This window comes from Novosphingobium sp. NBM11 (genome assembly GCF_015390225.1).
In the GTDB taxonomy this organism is placed as follows: domain Bacteria; phylum Pseudomonadota; class Alphaproteobacteria; order Sphingomonadales; family Sphingomonadaceae; genus Novosphingobium.
On sequence record NZ_VUOG01000001.1, the window covers coordinates 2,077,308 to 2,102,430 of the forward strand.

26 protein-coding genes are annotated in these 25,123 nt (G+C 68.1%); 16 read left to right on the forward strand and 10 right to left on the reverse strand.

Features of this window, described 5'->3' with window-relative positions; translation table 11 throughout:
* Positions 1 to 61: 61 nt before the first annotated feature.
* From F1640_RS25795 to F1640_RS09920, 4 genes are all read right to left on the reverse strand, one after another.
* Positions 62 to 691 (reverse strand): DUF4115 domain-containing protein, encoded by a 630-nt coding sequence (locus F1640_RS25795; RefSeq protein WP_309229239.1) that lies wholly within the window; start codon positions 689 to 691, stop codon positions 62 to 64.
* A complete protein-coding gene (locus tag F1640_RS25225; RefSeq protein ID WP_309229240.1) occupies positions 655 to 1,077 on the reverse strand; it encodes a helix-turn-helix transcriptional regulator in 423 nt (140 codons plus the stop codon). The genes F1640_RS25795 and F1640_RS25225 overlap by 37 nt, the downstream gene beginning before the upstream one ends.
* A 123-nt stretch (positions 1,078 to 1,200) precedes the next feature.
* Positions 1,201 to 3,480 (reverse strand): phosphoenolpyruvate--protein phosphotransferase, encoded by a 2,280-nt coding sequence (gene ptsP, locus F1640_RS09915; protein ID WP_194918983.1) that lies wholly within the window; start codon positions 3,478 to 3,480, stop codon positions 1,201 to 1,203.
* A 141-nt stretch (positions 3,481 to 3,621) separates the two neighbouring features.
* The gene (locus F1640_RS09920; protein ID WP_124810339.1) at positions 3,622 to 3,780 is read right to left on the reverse strand and encodes a YdcH family protein; all 159 of its coding nucleotides are present in this window, start codon (positions 3,778 to 3,780) and stop codon (positions 3,622 to 3,624) included.
* 245 nt (positions 3,781 to 4,025) lie between these two features.
* On the opposite strand from F1640_RS09920, the gene F1640_RS09925 reads away from it, so the two are divergent.
* From F1640_RS09925 to nadA, 6 genes are all read left to right on the forward strand, one after another.
* Positions 4,026 to 4,223: a YdcH family protein gene (locus tag F1640_RS09925; RefSeq protein ID WP_124810340.1), complete on the forward strand. Its 198-nt coding sequence runs from the start codon at positions 4,026 to 4,028 to the stop codon at positions 4,221 to 4,223.
* Positions 4,224 to 4,298: 75 nt separating this feature from the next.
* On the forward strand, positions 4,299 to 4,847 hold the full coding sequence (locus F1640_RS09930; RefSeq protein WP_233497406.1) for a DUF1465 family protein: 549 nt from the start codon (positions 4,299 to 4,301) through the stop codon (positions 4,845 to 4,847).
* A 50-nt stretch (positions 4,848 to 4,897) separates the two neighbouring features.
* A complete protein-coding gene (locus F1640_RS09935) occupies positions 4,898 to 5,848 on the forward strand; it encodes an MBL fold metallo-hydrolase (protein WP_194918985.1) in 951 nt (316 codons plus the stop codon).
* Positions 5,830 to 6,534 (forward strand): DUF4230 domain-containing protein, encoded by a 705-nt coding sequence (locus tag F1640_RS09940; RefSeq protein WP_194918987.1) that lies wholly within the window; start codon positions 5,830 to 5,832, stop codon positions 6,532 to 6,534. The genes F1640_RS09935 and F1640_RS09940 overlap by 19 nt, the downstream gene beginning before the upstream one ends.
* Positions 6,535 to 6,602: 68 nt before the next feature.
* Positions 6,603 to 7,352, forward strand: a complete 750-nt coding sequence (locus F1640_RS09945; RefSeq protein ID WP_194918989.1) for an adenylate cyclase — start codon at positions 6,603 to 6,605, stop codon at positions 7,350 to 7,352.
* A 55-nt stretch (positions 7,353 to 7,407) separates the two neighbouring features.
* Positions 7,408 to 8,394, forward strand: coding sequence for a quinolinate synthase NadA (gene nadA / locus F1640_RS09950; RefSeq protein ID WP_124810344.1), 987 nt, complete (start codon positions 7,408 to 7,410; stop codon positions 8,392 to 8,394).
* 18 nt (positions 8,395 to 8,412) lie between these two features.
* On the opposite strand, the gene F1640_RS09955 is transcribed toward nadA, so the two are convergent.
* Positions 8,413 to 9,315 carry a DMT family transporter gene (locus F1640_RS09955; RefSeq protein ID WP_194918990.1) on the reverse strand — a complete coding sequence of 301 codons (903 nt, stop codon included), beginning with the start codon at positions 9,313 to 9,315 and terminating at the stop codon, positions 8,413 to 8,415.
* Between the two features lie 85 nt (positions 9,316 to 9,400).
* Here F1640_RS09955 and F1640_RS09960 point away from each other — a divergent pair, with 85 nt between their 5' ends.
* Together F1640_RS09960 and F1640_RS09965 are read left to right on the forward strand one after the other, a co-directional pair.
* On the forward strand, positions 9,401 to 10,510 hold the full coding sequence (locus tag F1640_RS09960; protein ID WP_194918992.1) for an alkene reductase: 1,110 nt from the start codon (positions 9,401 to 9,403) through the stop codon (positions 10,508 to 10,510).
* A 12-nt stretch (positions 10,511 to 10,522) separates the two neighbouring features.
* A complete protein-coding gene (locus F1640_RS09965) occupies positions 10,523 to 11,410 on the forward strand; it encodes a CoA ester lyase (RefSeq protein WP_194918994.1) in 888 nt (295 codons plus the stop codon).
* A gap of 15 nt (positions 11,411 to 11,425) precedes the next feature.
* On the opposite strand, the gene F1640_RS25710 is transcribed toward F1640_RS09965, so the two are convergent.
* Together F1640_RS25710 and lipB are read right to left on the reverse strand one after the other, a co-directional pair.
* Positions 11,426 to 11,863, reverse strand: coding sequence for a hypothetical protein (locus tag F1640_RS25710; protein WP_194918996.1), 438 nt, complete (start codon positions 11,861 to 11,863; stop codon positions 11,426 to 11,428).
* Positions 11,860 to 12,546 (reverse strand): lipoyl(octanoyl) transferase LipB, encoded by a 687-nt coding sequence (lipB, locus tag F1640_RS09975; protein ID WP_124810349.1) that lies wholly within the window; start codon positions 12,544 to 12,546, stop codon positions 11,860 to 11,862. The genes F1640_RS25710 and lipB overlap by 4 nt, the downstream gene beginning before the upstream one ends.
* Positions 12,547 to 12,695: 149 nt before the next feature.
* Between lipB and F1640_RS09980 the strand changes: the two genes are divergently transcribed.
* On the forward strand, positions 12,696 to 13,514 hold the full coding sequence (locus tag F1640_RS09980; protein ID WP_124810350.1) for a hypothetical protein: 819 nt from the start codon (positions 12,696 to 12,698) through the stop codon (positions 13,512 to 13,514).
* Here F1640_RS09980 and F1640_RS09985 read toward each other — a convergent pair whose 3' ends face one another.
* Entirely contained in the window at positions 13,515 to 14,141 is a 627-nt protein-coding gene (locus F1640_RS09985; protein WP_124810351.1) for a class I SAM-dependent methyltransferase, read from the reverse strand.
* A 213-nt stretch (positions 14,142 to 14,354) separates the two neighbouring features.
* On the opposite strand from F1640_RS09985, the gene F1640_RS09990 reads away from it, so the two are divergent.
* Together F1640_RS09990 and F1640_RS09995 are read left to right on the forward strand one after the other, a co-directional pair.
* Positions 14,355 to 15,692, forward strand: a complete 1,338-nt coding sequence (locus F1640_RS09990; protein WP_223806731.1) for an MFS transporter — start codon at positions 14,355 to 14,357, stop codon at positions 15,690 to 15,692.
* Between the two features lie 60 nt (positions 15,693 to 15,752).
* Positions 15,753 to 17,255: a lipopolysaccharide biosynthesis protein gene (locus F1640_RS09995; protein ID WP_194918998.1), complete on the forward strand. Its 1,503-nt coding sequence runs from the start codon at positions 15,753 to 15,755 to the stop codon at positions 17,253 to 17,255.
* A gap of 14 nt (positions 17,256 to 17,269) precedes the next feature.
* Here the strand turns inward: F1640_RS09995 and F1640_RS10000 are convergent, their stop codons facing one another.
* Positions 17,270 to 18,139 carry a CDP-alcohol phosphatidyltransferase family protein gene (locus F1640_RS10000; protein WP_233497410.1) on the reverse strand — a complete coding sequence of 290 codons (870 nt, stop codon included), beginning with the start codon at positions 18,137 to 18,139 and terminating at the stop codon, positions 17,270 to 17,272.
* 165 nt (positions 18,140 to 18,304) lie between these two features.
* On the opposite strand from F1640_RS10000, the gene F1640_RS10005 reads away from it, so the two are divergent.
* The 3 genes from F1640_RS10005 to F1640_RS10015 all read left to right on the forward strand — a co-directional run bounded on the left by F1640_RS10005 (position 18,305) and on the right by F1640_RS10015 (position 21,470).
* On the forward strand, positions 18,305 to 19,432 hold the full coding sequence (locus F1640_RS10005) for a CDP-alcohol phosphatidyltransferase family protein (protein ID WP_194919000.1): 1,128 nt from the start codon (positions 18,305 to 18,307) through the stop codon (positions 19,430 to 19,432).
* Positions 19,433 to 19,528: 96 nt separating this feature from the next.
* Positions 19,529 to 20,629: an inositol-3-phosphate synthase gene (locus F1640_RS10010; RefSeq protein ID WP_194919002.1), complete on the forward strand. Its 1,101-nt coding sequence runs from the start codon at positions 19,529 to 19,531 to the stop codon at positions 20,627 to 20,629.
* Between the two features lie 94 nt (positions 20,630 to 20,723).
* Positions 20,724 to 21,470: an NTP transferase domain-containing protein gene (locus F1640_RS10015; protein ID WP_194919004.1), complete on the forward strand. Its 747-nt coding sequence runs from the start codon at positions 20,724 to 20,726 to the stop codon at positions 21,468 to 21,470.
* 54 nt (positions 21,471 to 21,524) lie between these two features.
* Here the strand turns inward: F1640_RS10015 and F1640_RS10020 are convergent, their stop codons facing one another.
* On the reverse strand, positions 21,525 to 22,013 hold the full coding sequence (locus F1640_RS10020) for a DUF2141 domain-containing protein (RefSeq protein ID WP_124810357.1): 489 nt from the start codon (positions 22,011 to 22,013) through the stop codon (positions 21,525 to 21,527).
* Positions 22,014 to 22,387: 374 nt separating this feature from the next.
* On the opposite strand from F1640_RS10020, the gene rpe reads away from it, so the two are divergent.
* Both rpe and F1640_RS10030 read left to right on the forward strand, forming a co-directional pair.
* Positions 22,388 to 23,050, forward strand: coding sequence for a ribulose-phosphate 3-epimerase (gene rpe / locus F1640_RS10025; protein WP_124810358.1), 663 nt, complete (start codon positions 22,388 to 22,390; stop codon positions 23,048 to 23,050).
* 205 nt (positions 23,051 to 23,255) lie between these two features.
* Positions 23,256 to 25,115, forward strand: coding sequence for a heparinase II/III family protein (locus tag F1640_RS10030; RefSeq protein ID WP_194921339.1), 1,860 nt, complete (start codon positions 23,256 to 23,258; stop codon positions 25,113 to 25,115).
* The last annotated feature ends 8 nt before the right edge of the window (positions 25,116 to 25,123 follow it).

Here is a 25,123-nt window from a genome sequence, read left to right on the forward strand (position 1 = left end):
GCGGCCCGCCGTTATCGCGTGTTGCCTCAGGCCGCTCTCGAAGTCGAGCGGGTCCGCGCAATCAAGGGGTGGGTAACGCCGCCGGAGACGCGGCAGCGGCGGCCGGCGTTTCGGCCGGCACGATCGCGGCGGGCGCCGCGCGCTCCGCCCGGCCATTGCCCGCCGCAGGGCGCGGCGGCGATGCTGGGGGCTGGGCCTGTTGCGCGGCCGGCGGCGGCGACGCGGCGCGGGCCAGCAGCGCGGCGGCGGAAACCGGCACGTCCTTCACGATGCGTTGCGTATCGGCGATGCGGGGCACCGGTTTCCCGCCCACCGTAATCGCCAGCGCGTCGGGCCGCGCGGTCCACAGTCTGGGTTCCTGCACTCCGGCAGGAATGGTCCAGCTTTCGCCCTTGGCCAGCTGCTTCTGCAGAAGCTGCACGCCCGCACCATCGTAGAACTTGACCCAGATGCCATCGTCCAGCGCGGTGAACACGACCGGCCCGGAGGCCGCGGGCGCGGCCGCCGCCGGGGCGGTCGGCGCCGGCGCAACCGCCGAAGCTTCGGGAGACGGCCCGACCAGCGGCGGCAGTTCCGCCGCGGGCCAGTACGAACTGCGCCAGAACACCAGCCCCAGCGCGATCACGATCAGCACCAGAACGCCGGCCAGCCAGCTCAGCAGGCGCGACGGAGTCTTGGCCGGATCGCCCACCTCGAACTGGTGAATTTCGCGCGGGGAGCCGCCGGTTCCTGCCGGTCCAGTTCGGCGCGCAGGTCGGCCAGGATCGTCTTGTCGTCCAGCCCCACGGCGCGGGCGTAGCTGCGCGCGAATCCCAGGGCATAGGGACGGCCGGACAGGGCCGCGTAATCGCCGGCTTCCAGCGATTCGATATGGCGCGTGGTAATCCGCGTGCGCGTGGAAAGATCGGCGACGCTCAGCCCGGCGGCCTCGCGCGCCGCGCGCAGCCGAGCGCCGACAGCCATGTTGCCAGGCAAATTGCCAGCCATGCCGCCGGGCACGGTTTCCCCCGCCCTCGAGGAGGCGGCATTCGCTTCGGCATCCGTGGCGACAAATTCGTTACCGTCGGCTTCGGCCACGGTGCGACTCCCAAATTTATGCAGGGTTATCCCAATGCGCAGGGCTTCGTTGCAATTGCGCGAAAGTCAACGGTTTTGCGCCACATTGCGGCGGTTCTGGAGACGAATCCCTCCGGTCCAGTTCTATTCGCAATCGATTCCCCGCGCGGCGGCCCATTCCTGCAGCGCGGCGCGCATCGATGGCGGCGGCGCGGCCAGCCAGCCGTCCATCGCGGCGCGGATCTCGCTGGTATCGATCTGGCGGACCAGTTCCTTGATCGGGCCGACCGCCGCCGGCGTGATCGAGAGCCGGTCGATGCCAAGGCCCAGGAGGGCCAGCGCTTCCAGCCGCCGGCCGCCCATTTCGCCGCACACGGTCACCAGCGTGCCATGCGGCGCGACGGTGGTGACCACGCGGCGCAGGAAGCGCAGGATCGCCGGGCTCAGCCAGTCATAGCGTTCGGCCAGCTTGGGATTGGCGCGGTCCGCCGCGAACAGGAACTGCGTGAGATCGTTGGTGCCGATCGACAGGAACGCCAGCCGCGGCGCCAGCACGTCCAGGCATTCGGCCAGCGCCGGCACTTCCAGCATCGCGCCATAGCGCACCGCTTCGGGAACCACCTTCTTCTGCCGGCGCAGGAAGGCGATCTGGCCATCGAACACCGCCTTGGCCGCGTCGAACTCCCACGGTTCGGTGACCATCGGGAACATGACGTTGAGCGTGCGCCCCGCCGCCGCTTCCAGCAGCGCGCGCGCCTGCACTTTCAGCAGCCCGTCCCGCTCCAGCGCGACGCGCAGCGCGCGCCAGCCCATCGCCGGGTTTTCCTCGCTCTCGCCATCGTTGTGGCGCAGATAGGGCAGCACCTTGTCACCGCCGATATCGACCGTGCGGAACACCACCGGGCGATCGCCGGCCGCGTCCAGCACATCGCGGTAGAGCCGCGTCTGCCGTTCGCGCGCGGGCAGCGTGGCGGAAACGAGGAACTGGAATTCGGTGCGGAACAGGCCGATGCCATCGGCCCCGGTCAGGCTGAGCATCGGCGTGTCATCGCGCAGGCCGGCGTTGATCATCACCGTGATCCGCCGGCCATCGCGCGTCACCGGCTCCAGATCGCGCATCGCGGCGTAGGCCTGCTGGCGCTCGCGGTTGCGGGCGAAGCGCCCCTCGAACGCCTCGACCATCGCCGGCGTGGGCCGCACGTCGATCACGCCCTGGTCGGCATCGAGCAGCAGCGGATCGCCTTCGCGCACCATGCCGCGCATGCCCCGCACCCGGCCGATCACCGGAACGCCCATCGCCCGCGCCACGATCACCACGTGCGCGGTGAGCGAGCCTTCCTCCAGGATCACGCCCTTCAGGCGCCGCCGGTCGTATTCCAGCAGTTCGGCGGGGCCAAGATTGCGCGCGATCAGGATCGTGTCCCCGCGCAACCCGTGCGACGCCGCCGTGCCCAGCTGGCCGGACACGATGCGCAGCAACCGGTTGGACAGATCCTCCAGATCGTGCATCCGGTCCGCCAGCAGCCCGTCGTCGATCTGGCGCATCCGCATCCGCGTGCGCTGCTGCACGCGCTCGATCGCGGCTTCGGCGGTCAGGCCGGAATCGATCGCCTCGTTGATGCGGCGGCTCCAGCCTTCGTCATAGGCGAACATCTTGTAGGTCTCGAGCACTTCCTCGTGCTCTCCGCCCACGCCGAATTCGGCCTGCTGGGCCATGCGCTCGATCTGTTCGCGCATCTTGTCGAACGCCAGATAGACGCGCTGGCGCTCGGCCTCGATATCCTCGGCCACGATATGTTCGATGGTGACGCGCGGCTGGTGAAACACCGCCATGCCCGCGCCCAGCCCCTTGACCAGCGTCAGCCCCTTGAGCCGTTCCGGACCGGTGAGGTGCGCGGGCACGCCCAGCGTTTCCTCCTCGTCGATCAGTTCGGCATTGGCGATCAGTTCCGACAGCACCATGGCCACGGTCTGCAGGGCCTCGATCTCGACTTCCTCGTACCGGCGCGGGTCGACGTGCTGGACACCCAGCACCCCCACCGCCCGTTCGCGCCGCACGATCGGCACGCCGGCGAAGGAATGGAACTTTTCCTCGCCCGTTTCGGGGCGGAACGCGAAGTCCGGATGGGATGCCGCCTCGGCAAGGTTCAGCGTTTCCGACCGTTCGGCGATCGTGCCGACCAGACCTTCGCCCACCGCCAGCCGGGTGACGTGGACGGCCGACTGGTTCAGCCCGCGCGTGGCGAACAGTTCGAGCATCCCTTCGCGCAGGAGATAGATCGAACAGACCTCGCTGTTCAGGCTTTCGCCGATGACTTCGACAACCTGATTGAGTTTGGCCTGCGCGCCGGCGCGCGAGGCCATGACCTCGTGAAGCGATGTCAGGATAGCGCGGGCGGCGGCAACGGCGGACTGCATGGCCATGGCCTAGCGCAGCACGGCCGGTTTGGAAACGCCGACCGCCGCCGGTTTAGCATAATTCGTATGCGACGGGGAAAGGGAGCGGGCGTCTGCCGCTTCTCCAAGCGAAAGGCCGCCCCTTTCGAGGGCGGCCGGCGCTTGGCGTCAGTGGATTTGCGCGATCTCTTCCTTGATCCGCAACTTTCGCCTCTTGAGGTCCTGCAGGAGGGTATCGTCAGGCACCGGACGGGCCATTTCCTGCTCGATCTGGCGTTCCAGACCGGCGTGTTTCGTCCGCAATGCGCTGATATGCGACGTTTCCATGCGTTTGTCCTCCTTGCGGGGCCTATCCCCGCACGTGGCTTCCTGCTGGCGGGCGTTTCCCGCTTGTGTCGTGTCCCGCGGGACACCCCGCCGGTGATACAATCGCCGACTCTGCGGCGGCTGCGTTGTCATGCTTTCACATTCCCCGTATCTTGCAAGTTAATCCGCGCCGGGATGCTGCGAATACGGGATCGACCGTACGTCGCGGGAAAGGAACCACCCGCCGCGCCACGGAGTGTTAGGGCGTGACCGAAGAGGAAATGCGCAAGCGGCTGGAAGCGTTGCGCCTGGAACACCGCGATCTTGACGCGGCGATCGATGCGCTGACCAACGCCGGCGTGCGCGACCAGTTGCAGATCGCCCGGCTGAAGAAGCGCAAATTGTTGCTGCGCGATCAGATCGCAATTCTCGAAGACTACCTGATCCCCGACATTATAGCCTGAAAAACAATGCCCTGCGCCGGGGGAGCGGTGCCGCTCCCGTTCGCGCGCCTGTACCGGAACGACACAGAACCATCTTTGAACAGGTCCTTCGCCAAGGCCCTGTTGGCGAGTGCCGGCGCGGCGGATTATGCGGGCTTCATGCCGCTCATGCCCAGCATTCACCCGCGCATCGTCGAAGCGCTCTACAGCGAGGCCCTCGTCCTCGCCGACGTGCTGCGCGAACGCTTCGAAAGGCTGCGCAACGATGCCTCGGCCACCGAGGACGAGTTGCTGCGCGTGCAGTTTTCCTGCGAGGCGCTGCGCACGACCACGCGCGTGATGCATTGCCTGGCCTGGCTGCTCAACCATCGCGCCTATTTCGCGGGCGAGCTTTCCGAGCTGCAACTGCGCCGCCACGGCCGGCTGATCGCCAACTATCCCGCCAGCGATCCGGCCGCGCTAGACATGCTCCCCGCCGACGCGCGCCTGCTGGTCCATGAAAGCGAGCGGCTGTACGAGCGGATTACCCGGCTCGAACGGGCATGGCGGAGCGAGGACGGGCGGAATGGGGGCGGGCAGAACGTCAGCGTCATCGACCGCCTGCGGGAACGCCTGGACGAACGGTTCGCCGGAACCGCCGGCTGACGCCCGCGCGAAAGGTTGCGCCCCCGTCCGGCAATCCCCATAGCTTGGGGATGAGCAGTACCGAAAAGCAGGGCGCGCCCGCCAATCCGGCCGTCGATCTGGCTGACAGTTCCACGTGGAACACGGGCGTGGCCGAAACGCTTGAACCACTGGTGCGGCGCGTGCTGGCGCCCAATCCCTCCCCCTACACCTTCACCGGCACCGGGACGTACATCGTCGGCGCCGGCGATGAGGTGGCGGTGATCGATCCGGGTCCCAACGGCACCGGTGTCGCGGGCCATGCCGACACGAAGGGCGATGGCCATGTCGAGGCCATTCTGTCCGCGATCGGCGACGCGCGTCTTGTCGCGATCCTGTGCACGCACACCCATCGCGATCACAGCCCGGCCGCCCATCCCCTGCGCGCCGCGACCGGCGCGCCGGTGATCGGCTGCGCGCCGCTGGTGATCGAGGACACGGGGCCGCGCGCGGACGCGGCCTTCGATCCGACCTATCGCCCCGACCGGGTGCTGGAGGACGGCGAAACGCTGTCCGGCACGGGCTGGACGCTGCAAGCGGTCGCTACGCCAGGGCACACCAGCAACCACCTGTGCTATGCCCTGCGCGAAAGCGGCGCACTGTTCACCGGCGATCACGTGATGGGCTGGTCGACCTCGGTCGTCTCGCCGCCCGATGGCGACATGGCCGCCTACATGGCCAGCCTGCAGAAGCTGCACGACCGCGAAGACCGGGTCTATTATCCCGCGCATGGCCCCGCCATCCCCAACCCGCGCCAGTTCGTGCGCGGCATGCTGGGGCACCGCCGCCAGCGCGAACGCCAGATCGTGACCCTGCTGGAAAGCGCGCCGAGGACGATCGAGGGCATGGTCGCCGCGATGTACAAGGGGCTCGACCCGCGGCTGCACGGCGCCGCCGGCCGTTCGGTGCTGGCGCATCTGATCGATCTGGAACGGCAGGGCCGTGTCGCGCGTTCGGGGGACGTATGGACGAGCCTTTCCTGACCACCGACCGACCGACCGTTTCCGGAAGCGGCGCTCCGCCCCCGACTGCATCTTCGCCGCGCGCACCGGCGCTGGCGCGTGTTTCCGCCCTGCCCTGGCTGCTGTTTCTGGTGGTCACGGTAATCGCGGCCTGGCTGGCGTGGCGGCAGTTCCGCCCGGCGGACATCGGCGATCCGCTCGCCACCTCGCTGATCGCGTTCGAGAAGCAGGACAAGCTTACCGTGTTCAGCGCGCAGCTCGCGCCCGTGGTATCGAGCGACGACGCGCGGCTGTTCGGGCTGGTGAAATCGAAACAGGTCGCGGTGATTCCGGCGCGCGTCGACTATACGATCGCGCTGGATCAGGTGGAGCGCGACCGGATGAAGTGGGACGCCGCGAACAAGACGCTGTCGGTGCGCCTGCCGCCGCTCACTGTCAGCCGCCCCAACCTCGACGAGGCGCGCGCGCAATACCTGCGCGAAGGAGTGTGGATCACGCGCGACGCGCAGGACAAGCTGACGCGCGACAACACCCGGCTGGCCGAACAGATCGCGGTGGAACAGGCCGGCAACCCGGTGCTGATGAACCTGGCGCGGGGCGCGGCGAAAGAAGCCATCCGGCAGAATCTGGCTATTCCGTTGCAGGTTGCCGGTTACGGCGAAGTCAAGGTCGTGGTACTTTTCGACGGAGAACCGAATCCGGGGTGACGGGCGTCATTGGTCCGCGCGCACCCTTATAATATCGGGACGCGCCTGGACTGATCGGAGATCCCCCGATGGCTACCGCGTTCCCGTCTCTTTCTGAATCCCGCCCCCTTCCCTATCGCGCCGATCAGGCGTTCTTCGTCCGCATGGCGGCAGGAATCGCCGCGCTGGTCGTGTTCGGCTTCCTGCAATGGTTCGCGCGCGGCTTCGTGCAGCCGGCGCGCGTGCCGCTCTGGGTCCACCTGCACGGCGCGGCCATGGTCGGCTGGCTGGGCCTGATGGTCACGCAGAACCTGCTGGCGGCGGGCGGCAACGCCGCGCTGCATCGCCGCCTGGGCTGGTCCAGCCTGCTGCTGGTCGGCGCGATCGCGGTGCTGGGGCCGCTCACCGTGGTCAAGGCGGTGGAACTGCACCGCGTTCCGCCGTTCTTCACCAATGCCTACATGCTGGCACTCAGTCTCGGCGAAGTCTTCACGTTCGTGGGCCTGTTCGCGGCGGCGATCGCGCTGCGCCGGCGCACGGACTGGCACCGGCGGCTGATGCTGGGCGCCACGGTTATCGTGATGGAGCCGGGGATCGGCCGCATCCTGCCCATGCCGCTGCTCGGCGGTTTCGCCCCCTGGGCCGAACTTTCCGTGCAACTGGGCGTGCTGGCCATTCTCGCCCGGCATGACCGCAAGGTTCTGGGCAAGGTCCATCCGGCAACGTGGTGGAGCGCCGCCGCGCTGGTCGCGGTCCACCTGGCGATCATGGCGCTGGCGGGCTTCGCGCCGTTCGTCGGCTGGGCGGAGGGTATTGCGGCGGGCGGGTACGCCGCCTAAGTCCCCCTCGCGGGCCGGGCGCCTTTCCACCGGCCGCGAAAGGGAACCCACGCCGATGACCGCCCAGCCCACCAACCTGTCCGGCCTCGACCTGCGCGCCGAGATCGACCGCCTGCGCAAGGAGCGCAACGCCGTCATCCTCGCGCACTATTACCAGCGGCCGGAAATCCAGGATCTGGCCGATTTCGTCGGCGATTCGCTGGAGCTTTCGCGCAAGGCGGCGGCAACCGACGCGGACGTGATCGCGTTCTGCGGCGTGAAGTTCATGGCCGATACGGCGAAGATTCTCTCGCCCCAAAAGATCGTGGTCCTGCCCGATCTCGACGCCGGGTGCAGCCTTGAGGATTCGTGCCCGCCCGACAAGTTCAAGGCCTTCCGCGAGGCGCATCCCGATCACATCGCGCTGACCTACATCAACTGTTCGACCGAGGTGAAGGCGCTGTCGGACGTGATCGTCACCTCGTCCAGCGCGGAAACGATCCTGTCGAAGATCCCGCCCGAACAGAAGATCATCTTCGGCCCGGACCGGCACCTGGGCGGCTATCTCAACCGCAAGTTCGGGCGCGACATGCTGCTGTGGCCGGGGGTTTGCATCGTCCACGAGGCGTTCAGCGAGACCGAGCTGCTCAAGCTGAAGGCGCAGCACCCCGGCGCGCCGATCGCCGCGCATCCGGAATGCCCGCCGCACATCGTGGACCATGCCGACTATGTCGGATCGACCAGCGGCATCCTGAATTACGCCAAGGCGATGACCGGCGACACGCTGATCGTGGCGACCGAGCCGCACATCATCCACCAGATGGAACTGGCGATGCCGGGCAAGACCTTCATCGGCGCGCCCGGGGCGGACGGCAACTGCAACTGCAACATCTGCCCCTACATGGCGCTCAACACGCTGGAGAAGCTCTATCTCGCGCTGCGCGACCTGACGCCGCGCATCGAGATCGAGGAAGACCTGCGCCTTGCCGCCAAAAAGAGCCTCGACGCGATGCTCGAGATGGCGGCGGGGACGGTGGGCAAGGGCGATCTGGGCCGGGCCTGAGCGCCTGAGGCGGCGGGCCTAGCGATCCGCCAGCCGGGCCAGCACCAGCGCGGCGCCGACCAGCGCCATACCCAGCGCGTCTGGCCCGGACAGCACTTCGTGGAACGCCAGCCAGCCGACCAGCACCGACACGATCGGCTGCGTCAGCAGCGCCAGCCCCACCACCAGCGGCGGGAAATGGCGCAGCGCATAGACGAGCAGGCCCTGCCCCACGATCTGGCTGGCCAGCATCAGGCCGATCAGCGGTCCCCAGTCGTGCGGCCAGAACGGTTCGCCCATCGCCAGGGCGATGCCGGCCACCACCGGGCTTCCGGCAAGGCTCGACAGGAACAGCAGCGACCAGCTGCCGAACCGGCCCCGCGCCTGCTGGATGACCAGGATATAGACCACATAGAGCAGGCCGGCGACGATGCAGAACAGGTCGCCCGCCAGCGTGCGCGCGCCAATCTCCAGCGACCGGCCCAGCAGCACCACCGCGCCCACCGTGGCCATGACCACGGCCAGCACCTCGATCACGCGGGGGCGGCGGCGGATCGCCACAAGGCCCCAGATCATCAGAATCACGCTGCCCGAATTGCCGAACAGCGTGGCATTGCCCAATCGCGTGCGCTCGATCCCGATGTGCCAGCTGGCCAGATCGAGCGCGAAGAAGACGCCCGCAATCGTCACCAGTCCCAGTTCGCGGCGGCTGTAGCCGAACAGCGGCTGGCGATTCCACCGCGCGAACAGGGCCAGCAGCGGCAACGCCAGGAACAGGCGCCAGAAGCCGGCCGAAACCGCCCCCGAATCCGCCACGCGCACGAACAGCGGCCCCAGCGCCAGGGCGACGTTGCCCAGCAGGAGCGCGGCATAGTGCAGCGGCTTCGGGCTGGTCTGCTCCCCGGCTTCGGGCCGGGGATTGCGGGGCCGGGAAGTTTTCATGGGGGTCGTTAAAGCCCAATTAAGTTGCAAAAGGAAACGGAGGCCCCTTTATTGGTTTCCTTCCCATTCCGGAGATGTCCTGTCCATGCCTGATTCCCTGTTCCAGCCGATCAGCCTCGGTGCCATCGAGGCGCCGAACCGCATCCTGATGGCCCCGCTGACACGCGGCCGCGCCGATCCGGGCTTTGTGCCCAACGCGATGATGGCCGAATACTACCGCCAGCGCGCAGGCGCCGGGCTGATCATCAGCGAGGCGACCGGGATTAGCCGCGAGGGACTGGGCTGGCCCAGCGCACCGGGCATCTGGACCGACGCGCAGGTCGAAGGCTGGAAGCCGGTGACCGAAGCGGTCCACGCCGCCGGCGGCCGCATCGTCTGCCAGCTCTGGCACATGGGCCGCATCGTCCACCCCGATTTCCTCGACGGCGAACTGCCGGTCTCCTCCTCCGCCACGCGCGCGCCGGGCCACGCCCACACGCCCTCCGGCACCAAGGATTTCGTGGTCGCCCGCCCGCTGCGGCTGGACGAACTGCCGCGCATCGTCGACGATTACGGCCACGCCGCGGAAAACGCGAAGCGCGCCGGCTTTGACGGCGTGCAGCTTCACGGCGCCAACGGCTACCTGATCGACCAGTTCCTGCGCGACAAGGCCAACCTGCGCGACGACGATTACGGCGGTTCGCCCGAAAACCGCGTGCGGCTGATGCGCGAAGTGCTGGAACGGCTGATCGCGGTCTGGGGCAAGGGCCGCGTGTCGATCCGGCTTTCGCCCAACGGCGATACGCAGGGCGTGGACGACAGCAATCCGGCCGCGATCTTCAGCGAGGCGGCGCGCACGATCGAGGCGCTGGGCCTTGGCTTCCTCGAACTGCGCCAGCCCGGCCCCAACGGCACGTTCGGCTCCACCGACGTGCCCCAGCAGGACGCACTGATCCGCAGCCTGTTCACCGGCCCGCTGGTGCTGAACAGCGACTATACCGCCGAGCAGGCCGCCACCGACATCGCTTCGGGCCGGTGCGACGCGGTCAGCTTTGGCCGGCCGTTCATCTCCAACCCCGATCTGGTCGAACGCTTCCGCATCGGCGCGGAACTGGCGCCCAACGTCAACGCGCCGCGTAGCTGGTACTTCCCCGGTCCCGAAGGTTATATTGACTACCCCACGCTGGCGCAGCAGACGGCGCGGGAAACCGTCTAACAGGAGAAAGCGATGCCCCCCCGTTCCTGGCTGTTCGTGCCCGGCGACAGCGAGAAGAAGCTGTCCAAGGCGCCTGAAACGGGGGCGCACGCGATCATCGTCGATCTGGAGGACGCGGTCGCGCCCGCCGCCAAGGCCGCCGCGCGCGAGGTAGCGCGCGGCTGGCTGGAAGCGCGCCGCGCCGCCGACCCCGGACATGCCGGCACCCGCCAGGCGCGGTGGCTGCGGATCAACGCCATCGATACCGGCCTGTGGCGTAACGATCTGGCCGCGATCATGGCCGGCGCGCCTGACGGCATCGTGCTGCCCAAGACCGAAGGACCGGACCAGGTCCGGCTGGTTTCCGCCGAACTCGATGCGCTGGAGCAGCGTCATGGCCTTGCCCCCGGTTCCACGCGCCTGCTGCCGCTGGTGAGCGAAACCGCCGGCGCCGCGCTGACCATTCCCGCCTATGTCGGGCAATCCTTGCCACGCCTGGCCGGCCTGACCTGGGGCGCGGAAGACCTTTCCGCGGTGCTCGGCGCCACGCGCAAGCGCGATGCCGCCGGCCGCTGGACCGATACCTTCCGCTTCGTGCGGGCGCAGACGCTACTTGCCGCGCATGCGCTGGAGGTCTGGCCGGTCGATACGCTGCATGCCGATTTCCGCGACGAAGCCGGCCTGCGCACCGCCGCCGAAACCGCGCGGGCAGACGGCTTTGCGGGAATGCTGGCGATTCACCCGGCGCAGGTGCCGGTAATCAACGCCGCCTTCGCGCCCACCGACGCGGAACTGGCCCACGCCCGCGCCATCGTCGACGCCTTCGCCGCCAATCCCGGTGCGGGAACGCTGCAGATCGACGGGCGGATGATCGACCAGCCGCACCTCAAACAGGCGCGGCAGCTGCTGGGCATCGCCTGACCGTTGCGTTTCCGGTCAGTTTCCGCCGGAGCGGGTGGGTGACGGCTTGGGCGAAGGCTTCGGGGTCGGCTTGACCGCCGGTTTCGCCGTACTGGCCGGCTTGGGCGTGGCGGAGGCGGCAGGCTTTGGCGCGGAGGCCGCGGCCCCGGCCGCAGGAGTCGGCACGCCCGGTGCCGCATCGGGGACAGACTCATCCGCGGCCGCGCTCGCATCCGCCACCGGCGCGGCAGCGCCGGCCTTGGCCGCCTCGCCGGGCTTCGGGGCCTGAAGCGGCGCTTCGGCCTGCGACCGGTCGAGATCGATCATCGCGTCGCTGACCGTGCCGGGCAGCACTTCGCCCCCCGCGGCCTGGGCCTTGGCGTTGTCGTTCCCCGCCTTCTTGCCGCACCCCGCCAGCGTGGCGCAGGCAACCAGTGCCAGGGCTACGGAAATGGTCGGTACTCTGCGCTTCATCGGGCGGTCTCCGGCGGGCATGGCACGTCAAGCCGGGCAAGGAAGTCTCCGGCGCGGGCGAGCAATGCCCGATCCCATGCCTCCGGCGCAACCTCCAGCCCCAGATCCTTCATGCTGGTGACGCCGAATTCCTCGATCCCGCAAGGCACGATGCCGCCGAAATGCGCGAGATCGGGGGATAGATTGACGGAAAAGCCGTGCATCGTCACCCAGCGGCGGATGCGCACGCCGATCGCGCCGATCTTGGCTTCGCCGCCGGGCAGGCCATTCCGCTCCGGCCCGTCCACCCAGATGCCGATGCGCCCTTCGGCACGGCGGCCGGCTACGCCAAAATCGGCCAGCGTATCGATCACCCAGCCTTCGACGGCATGGACGAACCCGCGCACGTCGCGCGCGCGCTTGCGCAGGTCGAGCAGGATATAGCCCACGCGCTGCCCCGGCCCGTGGTAGGTATAGCGCCCGCCCCGCCCGGCCTCGACCACTTCGAACCGCGGATCGAGCAGTTCCGCCGGATCGGCGCTGGTGCCGGCGGTATAGACGGGCGGATGCTCCAGCAGCCAGATCAGTTCCGACGCCGTGCCTTCGGCGATCGCGGCGTTGCGCGCCGCCATCGCCTCCAGCGCCACGCGATAGGGCACGGGCGCGCTCTCCACGCGCACTTCGATATCCTGCAAGCCGTTCATGGTGCGTCAGGTGGCCCCGGCAGGGCGCTCTGGCAAGTGCCAAACGCCTTCGAGCGGGCATACGTGCCGGACCTGTTTGCAGGGAAACCGCGGCATTGTGGAATTTGTCCGCGCGGCTTACGGAGAGCGTCCATCGAAAGGGACGCATCGTGATCAGACTGGACAGCAGCGCCGCGTGGGCATTGGCCACCCGGCTGGTCTCCGCCAACCGCGACGTGCTTGCCGCCATCGCCGGAGTGTTCTTCCTGCTGCCGACGCTGGCCTTCGCCATCCTGGTGCCCGAACCGCAGATTCCCGCAGGACTCCCCCCGCGCGAGATGATGACGCTGCTGGGCGATGCCTATGGCCGGGCCATGCCCTTCCTGCTGCTGGTGTCCGTGCTTCAGATCACCGGCACGCTGACCGTGCTGGTGGTGATGACCGCGCACGACCGGCCGACCGTGGCGCAGGCAATCCGGCGCGGCTTCGTCATGACCGGTCCCTATCTCCTGGCCCAGCTCCTGATCGGGCTGACTCTGGGCGGGGCGTTCGTGCTGTTCGTTTCGCTGATGTCGCTGACCGGCATCCAGGCTCTGGCCGCCGCCGCCGTGCTGATGATCTTCGCGGTCATGGTCTATTGCGGACTGCGGGTGATGCTGATCGCGCCCGTCATCGCCACCGAGAACCTGCGCAATCCCGTGGCCGCGATTCGCCGGAGCTGGGCGCTCACGCGCGGCAACACCGCGCGCATCGGGGTGTTCCTGACGCTGGCGGGCCTGGTGTTCTTCGTGATCTATGGCCTGATCATGATGCTGGTGGGCGTGGTGCTGGTGCTGACCACGGGCGGCGAGCTGCAGCGCGCGCTGGGTGCGGCCGTATCCAGCGCGATCACGTCGGGGGCGATGGTCTATCTGACAGCGATGCTGGCCGCGATGCATCATCTGCTGTCCGGCCCGACCGGACCGGAAATCATCGCGACGTTCGAGTAGTTATTCCTTCCAGCCCCACGAAATCACGCAGGGCGGCACGTTCCACAGCTCGAAGCCCTTGTCGATACGGCGGAAATAGCGCCCCATCAGATCCCGCGCGCGCGCCGTGTACTGATAGACCAGGAATGCGCCGCCGGGGCGCAGCACCCGCTGCGTCGCGGCCATGATCGCGGGTCCGACGCCTTCGGGCAGCGTCGAGAACGGCAGGCCCGAAAGCACGTAATCGGCATTTTCGAAACCGTGGGCGCGGACGATATCCTCCACATCGGCAGCCGAGCCGTTGATCGCGATGAACCGGCTGTCGCCGATGGTCTTAGACAGGTATTCGATGAAATCGGGATTCGTGTCGATCACGATCAGGCGCCCGTCACGGCGCAGCCTCTCCAGCACCGGGCGGCAGAACGTGCCCACGCCGGGGCCATATTCCACGAACAGGCGGCATTCGTCCCAGTCGACCTTCGACAGCACACGGCTGATCGTGCGCCCCGACGACGGCACGATCGCGCCCACCATCACGGGATGCTTGAGAAAGCCCTTGAAGAAGATGCCGAAGGGGCCGAGCAACCGTTCCGCCTTGCGCTTCGCCCTCTGCAACAGGGGCTCGCGCGCTGCCTGCGTGGAAGTCATATTGAGGCGGGGTCCCTTTTCCTGAACTGGCCTGTAAGCCGCGCGTCGCAAATTTGTCTTGTCATTGCAAGGGCGCGACAAGCACCTTACCGCAAACGAACGAACCAGATACGGCGAGATCGGGGGAAAACACCGGTCGCTGGGGCGCAAAAATGGCCGGAATCGGGCCTGGGGCCGGGTCGGAGGCCGAGAGGGCGAGGGAGCGGAGACGCGATGCACGAGAAAGACCACTTGCCGCCGGAACGCATGGCGCTGCTGTTCGCGGTCATGCTGGTCACCGCGGCGGGCAACACCGCGATGCAATCGGTGATGCCGTCGATCGGCACGCACCTGGGCATCGCCGACGTGTGGGTCAGCCTCGCCTATTCCTGGTCCGCGCTGCTGTGGATGCTGATGGCGCCCTACTGGGCGCGCCGCTCGGACCGGCGCGGCCGCAAGGCGATGATGGCGCTGGGCATGGCGGCCTTCGCGCTGTCGTTCTCGCTGTGCGGGCTGACGCTGTTCGCCGGCCTGCACGGCGTGTTCGGCGGCACCGCCACCATCCTGATCTTCGCCGCCGCCCGTTCGCTCTACGGCATGTTCGGATCGGCCTCCCCGCCGGCGGTGCAGGCCTACGTCGCCAGCCGCACCGGCCCGGAAGAGCGCACGCAGGCGCTGTCGCTGGTGGCATCGAGCTTCGGCCTGGGCACGGTGCTGGGGCCGGCGCTGGCGCCGCTGCTGATCGTTCCCGGCCTGGGCCTGATCGGTCCTTTCGCGGCCTTTTCGGTGTTCGCCCTGCTCGTGCTGGTCACGCTGCGCCTGCGCCTGCCCGATGACGATCCGCGCTTCGCCGGGCGCGGTGAAGTCATGGCGGCGCCGTTCAGCGCCTCGTCCAATCCCCGCATGGTGGAAGATCATCCCGACGGATCGCCCGAGGAACTGCCCGAGGCCGAGCCACAGCACGCGGGCGGCGACCGGCTGCGCTGGAGCGACCCGCGCCTGCGCGGCTGGCTTGCCGCCGGCGTACTGGGCGGCCACGCGCAGTCGATCCTGCTCGGCGTGATCGGCTTTCTCCTGCTCGACCGGCTGGGCCTGCGCCACCAGCCGGACGCCGCCGCCGGATCGATCGGGCTGGTGCTCATGTGCGGCGCGATCGCCACGCTGCTGGCGCAATGGGGGCTGATCCCGATGCTGCGCCTGGGGCCGCGCGCCTCCACGCTGTGGGGCATGGGGCTGTGCTGCATCGGCACCGTGCCGCTGGCGACCGGGCTGGACCTGCACACCATCACCGTCGGCTTCGCGATCTGCTCGCTGGGTTTCGGCCTGTTCCGGCCCGGCTTCACCTCGGGCGCGAGCCTGGCCGTTGGCCGCGCCGAACAGGGGCAGGCGGCGGGGATCGTCGCGGCGGTCAACGGTTCGGCCTATATCGTCGCGCCGGCGATCGGGGTGTGGCTCTACAACCATTCGCACTGGCTGGCGTGGATCGTGGTGGAAGCGCTGGCGATCGGCGCCGTGGTGCTGTGCGTGCTGCTGATGCGCACGCCGCTGCGCACGCCTTCGCACCACGCCTGACCCCACCCCATACTCACGGGGGAGCTTGCCAGTGCCGATGGGCCGTCCTATCGCGCCGTCATGACGGCAGAAGGGACGCCCCAGAAGGTTATTGCCAGGGGCGTGGGCTCCAATGCCTTCAGCTTCATCATCCGTTTCGCGGCACGGGCCTCGTTCCTCTATATCGGGGCGCGGCTCTATGGCGCGGCGGCCTATGGCGTGTTCAGCCTGGCGGTGGCGGTGGTCGAACTGATGGTCCCGGTCGCCAGCCTCGGGCTGAAGCGGATGATCTTCCCGTGGCTGGAGGAGGAAGCCAATACCGGCGCCGCCGATGCGCGGCCGGCCACGCATGTCCTGCTCGATGCGCTGCTGCTGACCGTTCTGTCGGGCCTTGGCATCGCGGGCGTGGTGGCGCTCGGCGCGCAAGTGCTGCCCGCGGCCATGGTGTCCGACCATCTTCGCTTCGCACTGGCCGTGCTGGCGCCGGCGGTGCTGGGACAGGCCGCGGGCGATGTCGCCCTGGCCGCCACGCGCTGGACCCATATGATGCGCTATGAAGTCATGGCGCGCGGCGTGATCGAACCCTATGTCGCCACGGCAGTGACGTTCGCCGCCTGGTATGCCGGCTTTACCGAAACCGGCCTGCTGTTCGGCTACTGGGCCGGCAGCCTGGCGCTGGCGGGCACCGCGCTGTGGAGCGCGCGCCATTCGCTGGGTCCGTTGCGTCTTGCCCGGTGGCGCCCCCATGCCGGCGCGCTGACGCAGCGCGCCCGTTCGCTGCTGCCCGCCAGCGGCAGCGACCTGCTGACCTCGCTGGCGCAGCGCATCGACCTCTATCTCGTGGGCTTCCTGCTGGGGGACGCGCCGGCCGGCGTCTATGGCGTGCTGCGCCAGCTGCGCACGCCGATCACGCAAGTGCGCCAATCGTTCGACGGCATCCTGACCCCGCTGATCGCGCGCACGATGCGCGCCGCCGGCGATATCGTGACCGGCGAAGCCACCGCCGCCGCGACGCGCCTGATCCTGACGATCCAGCTGGCGATCGTGTTGCTGATGGCCGCGGCCGGCGAACCGCTGCTGGCCCTGTTCGGACCGCACTACGTCGTCGGCTATCACGCGCTGATCGTCATGGTGCTGGCCGAAACCGTCAACGGCGCGTTCGGCGTGGGGGAACTGATCCTCTACTATCGCCGGCCCGCGCTGGCGCTGCTGATCAACGTGGTGCTGATCGCGATCGCCGCCATCCTGGTGCCCGTGCTGGCGCCGGCGTTCGGGATCCTCGGCGCGTCGGCCGCGATGCTGTTGGCGGCGATCGTCGCCACGCTGCTGCGCCGGCACTGGCTCAAGCAACTGGGCGTGCGGCAACCGCCGCTCCACGCCGCCGCCCCCGTGATCGGCGCGCTGGCCGGCGGCGCGGCGGGGCTGCTGCTCTATGAAGCGCTGGCCGATGTGTTCCGGGCGCCGGCGCGGATCGATGCGATCGCCACGCCGCTGCTGGCGCTCGCCGTCTATGGCCTGACGATCCACCTGTGGACGAAGCTGCGCCCCGGCGTGCTCTCGATGGCGCGCTTCCGGGTGTTGTAACCGCAGTCAGGCCCTTACGCCGTCAGCCCTTCGGCCTCCAGCCGCTGCGCGGTCCGCATCGCCGCCGCGTTGTGCAGCTTGACGGAAACCGCCATCAGCAGGTTCAGCACCACCGTCTGGTACAGGAAATAGTAAAGGGGGCTGCCGGCAAACATCGCCAGGCCCAGCACGATCGCGCGCGGATTCGGGCCAAGCAGCTTGAGCACGCGCAGCAGCGGCTGCTGTTCGCGCCGCACTTCGGCCCGGATCGCCCCCAGCCGCGCGGGATCATCGCGCGCCGCCTTGACCGCGCCGTCTATCACCAGCGCATGGGGCGACATGCCCGCCGCCAGCCGCAGATAAAGCCGCACGATGGTCTGCAGGAAGATGCGCCAGGCCCCGCGCTTCTCCTCGAACAGGCCCGGCTGATCGCCCTTCGCGTTGTGCAGCCAGGGCACGCCGTACATCCAGTACTGGTAAAAGCGCCGCTGCACTTCGACGTGGTTCGACTGCACAATGTGGCTGGCGCCGGCCGCCAGCGTCCAGAACCAGGCCCAGCCCGCCCCCATCGTGCGCGTGAGCACGAAGGCCAGCAGCACGTAGAGCACGATGTGGCTGGTATAGTCGCAGATGCCGTCGACCATTTCGCCGAGCGGGCTGGACTTGCCGGTAACCCGCGCCAGATCGCCGTCCGCGCCATCGACGATATGCCAGGTCATGTGCAGCGCCATGCCCAGCGCCGCACCTAGCGGCCAGGGCACGCCCCAGTAGCAGAAGCCCGCCGCCACTACGAACAGGCCCCCGGCCACCGAAACCATGTTGGGCGTTACCGGCGTATGCGCGAGCCGGCGCGCCAGCTGCCAGGACAGCGGATGATAGAGGTACAGGTTCAGCGGATCCTGCATTTCGCGCGGCCGTTGCGGCCGACGAGGTTCCACTGCGCGCGTAATCATCCGAAATACCTCCCGACGTTTCGCCACCTTGGCGACCGCCGATGGCGGCTATATAAGCCGCGCCACTTACTGAACAGGGTGGATGCGTTCATTGGGCCTGCCCTGGGGATCGAATAGATGAAATTGCCGCTGGGAGTCATCGTTTTCGCATCGGGACGCGATGCCGAGCGGCTGGTCGCGGGCGTTCCCGCCGCCGCGCGTTCGGTGCGCGAGGCGCGGCGCGCGGGCCTTTCTGTATGCTGGGTCACCGCCGGCGCGGGATGGGAACCTTCGGCGGCAACGCGCGCCGAGATCGACCGCCTCGCCGATGGCATGGACGTGCATTTCGGTAACGGATCGGCCCTCGCGGTCGAAGGCGGGTTTGACCGGGTGGCGATGATTCCCGGCGATCGGCAGCCGACCGCCGATGCGATCCTGCGCGCGATTGCCGAACCCGGCGGCATCACGCAGGCCGATCTGGTGCAGGTCGTGCCGCAGGAGGAAGCCAACCAGGTTGCCGGGCGGATGACCGCCCAGGGTGCGGAATCGCCGCGCCGGCTGGGCGCCGCCGCCCGCGCCGTCGTGCGCTCCACGGCCAAGCCGACCGACGGAATCGTCTCGCGCCACCTCAACCGGCCGATCTCGCAGGCGATTTCCGCGCTGTTGCTGCATTTTCCGGGAATCCGCCCGGTTCACGCGACTATCGGCACCGGGCTGATCGCCGCCGCGATGTTCGCCAGCCTGCTGTTCTGGGGCGCGACCGGCCTGGTGGTAGGGGCTATCCTGTTCCAGGCCGCATCGATCTTCGACGGGGTTGACGGGGAAATCTCGCGCGCCACGTTTCGCAGCTCGCCGGCGGGCGCGAAGATGGACAGCCTGGTCGATGCCGCGACGAATCTGGCTTTCCTGCTGGGCGTGGCCATCAACCTGCAGATGCGCGGCGAAGTGGTCTATGCGACGTTCGGCTATGCCGGCCTTGTCCTGCTGGCCAGCGGACTGGTGATGATCGGCCGGGCCGCCGCGCGCAGTCAGGCGCCGTTCAGTTTTGACGTGGTGAAGGACCATTACCGTCGGCAAGGTGCGAACGGTGAGCCATCGCGCTTGATGCAGGGGCTCACTTACCTTACTAGCCGGGATTTCTTCGCACTGGCTTTCGCATTGCTCATTGCGTTCGGGCTTGCTCCGCTGGTGCTGGCCCTGTTTGCGGTTGCTGCCGGGGGATGGCTGGTCGCTGTCATCCTTGCCCTGCGGCCTACGCAAGCATGACGTCAGGGAAATGTGCTTGCATTTGCCGCGCGAAATGGAAATGAGGCAAATTAGTTACAGCCGCCGTATGGCGCCTGTGTGAAGGGATCGAGATTCATGAAGCCAATCAAGGTCGCCGTGATCGGCGTGGGCAACTGCGCCAGCTCGCTGGTCCAGGGGGTCTATCACTACCGCAACAACAACTCGTCGCAGGGCCTCATCCATGACCGGATCGGTGGCTATGGCGCGGGTGACGTTGATTTCGTGCTCGGCATTGATGTCGATGCGCGCAAGGTAGGCAAGGACATCAGCGAAGCCATCTTCGCCGGTCCGAACTGCACCGCCGTGTTCTTCCCCGACGTTCCGGCCACCGGCGCCAAGGTCATCATGGGCAAGAAGCTCGATGGCGTTGCCGATCACATGACCGGAATGGGCGACAAGGGCTTCATCGTGGCCGACGCGCCCGAAGCCACCAAGGAATCGATCGTGGCCGCGCTCAAGGAAACGGGCGCCGAGGTTCTCCTGAACTTCCTGCCGGTCGGTTCGCAGGAAGCCACCGAATTCTACATGGAATGCGCGCTCGAAGCCGGCGTCGCGGTGGTCAACTGCATGCCGGTGTTCATCGCCAGCCGTCCCGAATGGGAAGCCAAGTTCCGCGCCAAGCGCATCCCGATCGTGGGTGACGACATCAAGGCGCAGGTCGGCGCCACGATCGTCCACCGCGTGCTGTCCAGCCTGTTCGGCGCGCGCGGCGTGACCGTGGAGCGCACCTACCAGCTCAACACCGGCGGCAACACCGATTTCATGAACATGCTCGACCGCCAGCGTCTGGGCAGCAAGAAGGAATCGAAGACCGAGGCGGTGCAGGCCATGCTGGCCCAGCGCCTTGAGGACGAGAACATCCACGTCGGCCCGTCGGACTATGTTCCCTGGCAGAAGGACAACAAGCTGTGCTTCCTGCGCCTGGAAGGCGCGCAGTGGGGCAACGTGCCGATGAACCTGGAACTCCGCCTTTCGGTGGAAGACAGCCCGAACTCGGCCGCTTGCGTGATGGACGCGATCCGTTGCTGCAAGGTCGCGCTGGAGCGTGGCGAGGGCGGTGCGCTGATCGGCCCGTCGGCCTATTTCTGCAAGCACCCGCCGCAGCAGGTCAACGACGACGTCGCCGCGCAGATGGTCGAGGAATACGTTTCCGACCAGGCGCTTGCCGCCGAGTAAGCGGACCGACGCGACAGGACAGGGTGGGCCGGCTGGACGTTTGGGCGTTCGGCCGGCCCGCTGCTTTTTCAGCCCGGCAGGAATCCCGAAGATCATGGACGCGCTCATCATCGCCGCCGGCTATGGCAGCCGACTTGCCGACCTTTCCCCTTCCAAGCCGCTGACGCCGATCGCCGGCGTGCCGCTGATCGAGATCGGCGTGCGCCAGGCGATGATCGCGGGGGTTACCCGCGTGGTGGTGGTTACCGGCCACCGCGCCGAGATGGTCGAGGCGTTTCTGGCCGACCTTTCGCAGCGGCTGGCGGTGGAAATCGTGCCCGTGCGCCTGGCGGACTGGTCAACGCCCAACGGCCATTCGGTGATGGCCGGCGCCACGCGATGCGAAGGCAACTACCTGCTGATGATGGCCGACCACATGTTCGAGGCCGAGATCCTGGCCAGCCTGCTGGCGCAGGACGCGCCCGACCGGGGCGTGACCCTGGCGATCGACCGCCGGCTCGACAATCCGCTGGTCGATCCCGACGACGCCACCTGGGTGCGGCTGGACGAACGCGGCTTCATCACCGCCATCGGCAAGACCATCGAACCTTACGACGCGGTCGATTGCGGCGCGTTCCTGGCTACGCCGGAGCTGGCCACGGCGATCCGCGAGGCGATCGCGGCCGGCAAGGCGGGAAGCCTTTCGGACGGGATGCAGGTGCTGGCCGATCGCGGCCGCGCGGCGACGATGGACATCGACGATGCCTGGTGGATGGACGTCGACGACCCGCGCGCCCACGCGCTGGCCGAAGAACTGGCGCCCTGGCATCTCGCGCCGATGTTCAACGGCGTGCCGGGCTGAAGCCACCCCGGCGCGATAGCCAGGGAGCGCGGCCGGCGCCCCCCCGGCCGGCCGTCAGGGATATTTCAGGTGAATCCGCGTGGACAGGTTGCTGCGCGGAATGCTGATCCGCACCGAACGGAACGCGGGCAGGCTGGCGATGGTCGGCGGATTGTTGGAAAAGCCGAAGCCTTCGGTCGGGATGCCCAGCACGCCGCTGCGGTTGATCTTCCCCGACGCATCCTCGTCGTGATAGACCGCGATGGCATAGACGCCGGGGCGGGGCACAAACAGGCACATGCGCGTTTCGGGCGCGGCGGCATCGACCCGGCCGACATAGAGCGATCCGTGCTTGACGAGGAACTTGCGGGAATCGTCTTCGTACAGCGTCACCGCGATCAGGCCGTTGCCGTTGCGCACGCCATCCACCACGATGTTGATCCAGGTGTCGCTCGCCGGGCCGGCACAATTCGGGGCCGCCTGCGCGGAACTGGCGAAAAGGCCCGATCCGGCAAGCGCGAGGACGGCTGCGGCCGCGGCGCGGATACGTCTCGGCAAGGTCATATCGCTTCAATCCCAGTTGCTGTTCCCGTCAGCATCGCTTCCCGTGCCCGCCCTTGCCGGCCGACCACCGAAACCACCTGACCTTTATCGCGATGTCCCTGTAATGCGGGTTTCGCGCCCCCGCCATATCCAATTCGGGCCGTGAACGCGCGCTTAATCCGGGCGGGAGCCGGCAAAGTGTGCGACCATGCCTAATCCGTGTGGAAAACGGCGGATTCACGCTTGTTCGGGCGATTCGCCACCGGTAAGCCCGAATGCGGCGCTAGGAAATCGCCCGGTCCCGCCGGACCAGGCTTTTCCGATCCGCCATCCACAGTTCACGGTATCCCGAAACAGGTTCGCAAGACCGCAGGCAGCGAAGATCGTTCCCGTCCATGGCTGTTCCGCTGATTTCGCCCTCGATCCTTTCCGCGGACTTCGCCCGTCTGGGCGAGGAAGTTCGCGCTATCGATGCCGCCGGCGCGGACTGGATTCATGTCGATGTGATGGACGGCCATTTCGTGCCCAATATCACCATCGGCCCCGGCGTGGTGAAGGCGCTGCGCCCGCACACGGCGAAACCGTTCGACGTTCACCTGATGATCTCGCCAGTCGATGGCTACCTGCAGGCCTTTGCCGACGCCGGCGCCGACATCATCACCGTCCATCCCGAAGCCGGCCCGCACGTCCACCGCACGGTTCAGGCGATCCGGGCGCTGGGCAAGAAGGCCGGCATCTCGCTGAACCCCGCCACGCCGGCCAAGATGCTCGATTACCTGATCGACGAGATCGATCTGGTGCTGATCATGAGCGTCAATCCCGGGTTTGGCGGGCAAAGTTTCATTTCCAGCCAGCTTCGCAAGATCGAGGCGGTCCGCAAGATGATCGATAAGACCGGCCGGCCGATTCACCTCGAAGTGGATGGCGGGGTTGATCTCGAAACCGCCAGGCTGTGCACCGGTGCCGGCGCGGACGTGCTGGTGGCCGGAACCGCCAGCTTCCGGGGCGGGCCAAGCCATTATGCGGCCAATATCGCCGCGCTGAAGGGGGCGGGCTGACGCCGTGAACGAAAACGGCCTTTCCTTCGCCCGCGCCTTTGGCGCCGCCGGAAACAATGAGGCCGGTTCGCGCGTTGGACGGGGTGAGGCTGTGCCGGCAACGGAAGGCAACGGACGGATCAAGCGTGGTTCCTTCCATCCCGGTGCTCGCCACGGCGAAGGCCCGGCCATTCCGCTGGGTCCGGGAGAGGAACCGCTGCTGTCCATGCCCGGAACAACACCGGCCGAACCCACGCCAGCCGCTACCCCCTCTCCGGGGCCATCCATCGGAACGCCTTTGACGGAAGCGCCAGGGCCGGAGCGCGCGACATTGGCCGAAGCCGAGCTCGAACTGACGCCCACGCCCGAAACGATCGAGCCCGGCCGCGCGCTGGCGCTCGCCGATTTCTCCCCTCCCGCAGTGGGCGCGGGCGATCGCTTCGTGCGCTTCGCCTATCGCATGGGGCTGCCGGCGGGCGCGCTCAACCCGTTCCGCAAGCGGGCGCGGCCTCGCCTGACGGCAACGGTCGCCAATCCGCTGCCCGGTGACACGGCCGCCGGCACCGCGTTGCGCGCCGGCCATTTCCTGCTCCACGGGATGAAGGCGCCGATCGCGGATGTCGAGTTCAGCGGCCCGCGCCTGTCGCCCCCGTTCGAGCGGCTGATCCATGGCTTTGGCTGGCTGGCTGACCTTGAAGCCTGCGCGCCGCGCCAGCAATGCACCCAGGTTGCCGAACGGGTGCTGCAGATCTGGATGGCGGCCAACCCCAAGCCCAACGCCACCCCGGCGTGGGACGTGGGCAACGTCGGCCACCGCCTGCTGTCCTGGCTGATCCACGCGCCGCTGCTGCTGTCCGGCCCGGACAAGAAGGCGCGTGGGCGCATGTTGCTGGTGATCGAGGAAACCGCGCGCTGGCTGGACCGCAACGTCGGCAAGGCGGGCGACAAGCTGGCCGAAACCGCCGGCTGGACTGCGATCACCGCCGCCGGGCTGCTGCTGGCCGATGGCCATCCCCGCCGGCTGTTCGGCGAAGCCGGCCTGATGCGCGCGGTGGGCGATCTGATCGGCGACGATGGCGGCGTGCTTTCCCGCAGCCCGCTCGGCCAGATCGAGGTGATCGAGCTGCTGGTGCGGCTGAAGGCCTGCTACGCCGCCGTCCGCAGTGATGCGCCGCCGCAGATCGATACCATCCTCAACCTGCTGGTTCCGCCGCTGCTGTCGCTGCTGCATGGCGATGGCGGGCTGGGGAGCTGGCAGGGGGCCGGCGCCGTCCCGGCCGCGCGGATCGAGGCGCTGATCAAGGCCAGCGGCGTCCGTACCCGGCCGCTGCGCGATGCCCGCCAGTGGGGCTATCAGCGGGTGAATGCCGGCAAGACCGTGCTTCAGGTCGATGCGGCACCCCCGCCCGTGGCCCGCCACACCCGCGATGGCTGCGCCTCCACGCTGGCGTTCGAACTGAGCCATGGCGCGGAACGGATCATCGTCAACTGCGGCGGCGCGGCCTTTGCCGGCGGCCTCATCCCGCTGCGGCTGGCGCAGGGACTGCGCGCCACGGCGGCGCATTCCACGCTGACGATCGACGATTTCAACTCTACCGCCGTACTCATCAACGGCAAGCTCGGCTCGGGCGTGTCCGAGGTCGAGATCGACCGACGCACCTTGCGCGGCGACAAGGGCGGCGGCGCAACCCGGATCGAGGCGAGCCACAATGGCTATGTCACGCGCTATGGCCTGTCGCACCAGCGCATCCTGATCCTGCGCGACGACGGCACCGAACTGCGCGGTGAAGACCTGCTGGTGCCCGCGGGCCGCAAGGGCAAGCGTGGCACCATCGGTGTCGCCTTGCGCTTCCATCTCGGGCCGAATATCGAGCTGGCCGCCGGCGAGGACGGTCTGGGGGTGACTCTGGCCCTGCCCGACGGCAGCCTGTGGCAATTCCGCTCCGGCCGCGATCCCGTGTCGGTCGAGGAAAGCCTGTGGGCAGACGGGCAGGGGCGCCCCATCGGCACGCGCCAGCTTGTCATCCAGGCCAAGATTCCCCGCAGCGGAGAGACATTCTCCTGGCTGCTCAAGAAGATGAGATAGGAAATTCC

Excerpts from the sequence above, each read along its gene's own strand:
- F1640_RS10010 (WP_194919002.1), top strand. The coding sequence starts at position 19,529 with ATGAAGCCAATCAAGGTCGCCGTGATCGGCGTGGGCAACTGCGCCAGC.
- F1640_RS10005 (WP_194919000.1), top strand. The coding sequence starts at position 18,305 with ATGAAATTGCCGCTGGGAGTCATCGTTTTCGCATCGGGACGCGATGCC.
- F1640_RS09955 (WP_194918990.1), bottom strand. The coding sequence starts at position 9,315 with ATGAAAACTTCCCGGCCCCGCAATCCCCGGCCCGAAGCCGGGGAGCAG.
- F1640_RS09995 (WP_194918998.1), top strand. The coding sequence starts at position 15,753 with ATGACGGCAGAAGGGACGCCCCAGAAGGTTATTGCCAGGGGCGTGGGC.
- F1640_RS09960 (WP_194918992.1), top strand. The coding sequence starts at position 9,401 with ATGCCTGATTCCCTGTTCCAGCCGATCAGCCTCGGTGCCATCGAGGCG.
- F1640_RS10020 (WP_124810357.1), bottom strand. The coding sequence starts at position 22,013 with ATGACCTTGCCGAGACGTATCCGCGCCGCGGCCGCAGCCGTCCTCGCG.
- ptsP (WP_194918983.1), bottom strand. The coding sequence starts at position 3,480 with ATGGCCATGCAGTCCGCCGTTGCCGCCGCCCGCGCTATCCTGACATCG.
- F1640_RS09940 (WP_194918987.1), top strand. The coding sequence starts at position 5,830 with ATGGACGAGCCTTTCCTGACCACCGACCGACCGACCGTTTCCGGAAGC.
- F1640_RS09990 (WP_223806731.1), top strand. The coding sequence starts at position 14,355 with ATGCACGAGAAAGACCACTTGCCGCCGGAACGCATGGCGCTGCTGTTC.
- F1640_RS10000 (WP_233497410.1), bottom strand. The coding sequence starts at position 18,139 with ATGCAGGATCCGCTGAACCTGTACCTCTATCATCCGCTGTCCTGGCAG.
- F1640_RS09920 (WP_124810339.1), bottom strand. The coding sequence starts at position 3,780 with ATGGAAACGTCGCATATCAGCGCATTGCGGACGAAACACGCCGGTCTG.
- F1640_RS09945 (WP_194918989.1), top strand. The coding sequence starts at position 6,603 with ATGGCTACCGCGTTCCCGTCTCTTTCTGAATCCCGCCCCCTTCCCTAT.
- nadA (WP_124810344.1), top strand. The coding sequence starts at position 7,408 with ATGACCGCCCAGCCCACCAACCTGTCCGGCCTCGACCTGCGCGCCGAG.
- F1640_RS09935 (WP_194918985.1), top strand. The coding sequence starts at position 4,898 with ATGAGCAGTACCGAAAAGCAGGGCGCGCCCGCCAATCCGGCCGTCGAT.
- rpe (WP_124810358.1), top strand. The coding sequence starts at position 22,388 with ATGGCTGTTCCGCTGATTTCGCCCTCGATCCTTTCCGCGGACTTCGCC.
- lipB (WP_124810349.1), bottom strand. The coding sequence starts at position 12,546 with ATGAACGGCTTGCAGGATATCGAAGTGCGCGTGGAGAGCGCGCCCGTG.
- F1640_RS10030 (WP_194921339.1), top strand. The coding sequence starts at position 23,256 with ATGCCCGGAACAACACCGGCCGAACCCACGCCAGCCGCTACCCCCTCT.
- F1640_RS09965 (WP_194918994.1), top strand. The coding sequence starts at position 10,523 with ATGCCCCCCCGTTCCTGGCTGTTCGTGCCCGGCGACAGCGAGAAGAAG.
- F1640_RS09985 (WP_124810351.1), bottom strand. The coding sequence starts at position 14,141 with ATGACTTCCACGCAGGCAGCGCGCGAGCCCCTGTTGCAGAGGGCGAAG.
- F1640_RS25710 (WP_194918996.1), bottom strand. The coding sequence starts at position 11,863 with ATGAAGCGCAGAGTACCGACCATTTCCGTAGCCCTGGCACTGGTTGCC.
- F1640_RS10015 (WP_194919004.1), top strand. The coding sequence starts at position 20,724 with ATGGACGCGCTCATCATCGCCGCCGGCTATGGCAGCCGACTTGCCGAC.